Origin of the sequence: Bartonella sp. AC535YNZD (genome assembly GCF_042196625.1) — a bacterium.
Taxonomy (GTDB): domain Bacteria; phylum Pseudomonadota; class Alphaproteobacteria; order Rhizobiales; family Rhizobiaceae; genus Bartonella.
This window is the reverse complement of record NZ_JBHIQP010000084.1, coordinates 1-679: the sequence shown is the minus strand read 5'-3', so window position 1 is coordinate 679 and position 679 is coordinate 1. Positions and strand designations below refer to the sequence as shown.

1 protein-coding gene is annotated in these 679 nt (G+C 38.9%); it reads right to left on the bottom strand.

Annotated elements, in window-relative coordinates:
* Positions 1 to 99: 99 nt before the first annotated feature.
* Positions 100 to 679, bottom strand: a 580-nt coding sequence (locus ACFIM8_RS09300) for a transketolase C-terminal domain-containing protein (RefSeq protein ID WP_375614852.1), incomplete at its 5' end; no start/stop codon positions are given.

The following is a 679-nucleotide window of genomic DNA, read 5'->3' as shown; positions in this document are numbered from 1 at the left end:
AAAATCTCTTCAATCTGCATTCTTTATTTCGTGCTTTCAACAATGGACTGTTTTAATCTGAAAAATAGATGAAGAAATATGTTTTATAGTTTCTGTATATTATATCATTGCTAACGCTGTTTTCACGATACCATCTGGGCTGATTCCATAACTTGCTAACACCTCCAGTTGGCTTCCGTTCCGGATTGGTTCATCTGGTATTCCTAGTGATGAAAATTTGCATACAATGCGATAGTCCATAAGTAATCTGGCAATTGCATCTCCAAGCCCTCCATTTATACTATGCTCTTCACAGACAGTAACAGATCTATGGGATTTGCAGAGTTTTAACACAGATATATCATCTAAAGGACGAATTGTTGGTACACTAACAACCGTTGGTATCACTTCATATTTTTGGAGTTCTTCAACAGCAGCAAGACAAATCTGAACAGTCTCGCCAGTGGCAAGGAAGAGAATCTCTTTTCCTTTCTGTATAACAGAAGCCTTGCTGATATTAATTTTTAAAGCATCTTTATGAATATTTGTAACCGGGTGTTTTCCTAAACGTATATAAACCGGCATAGGGTTGCTCAGTGCCGAGAAAATGGCCGCTTCGGTTTCTTTATTATCTGCAGGCGCAATGACAGCTATGTTCGGAAGAGCACGAAGCGAAGCAAAGTCGGAAATGGCGTGATGT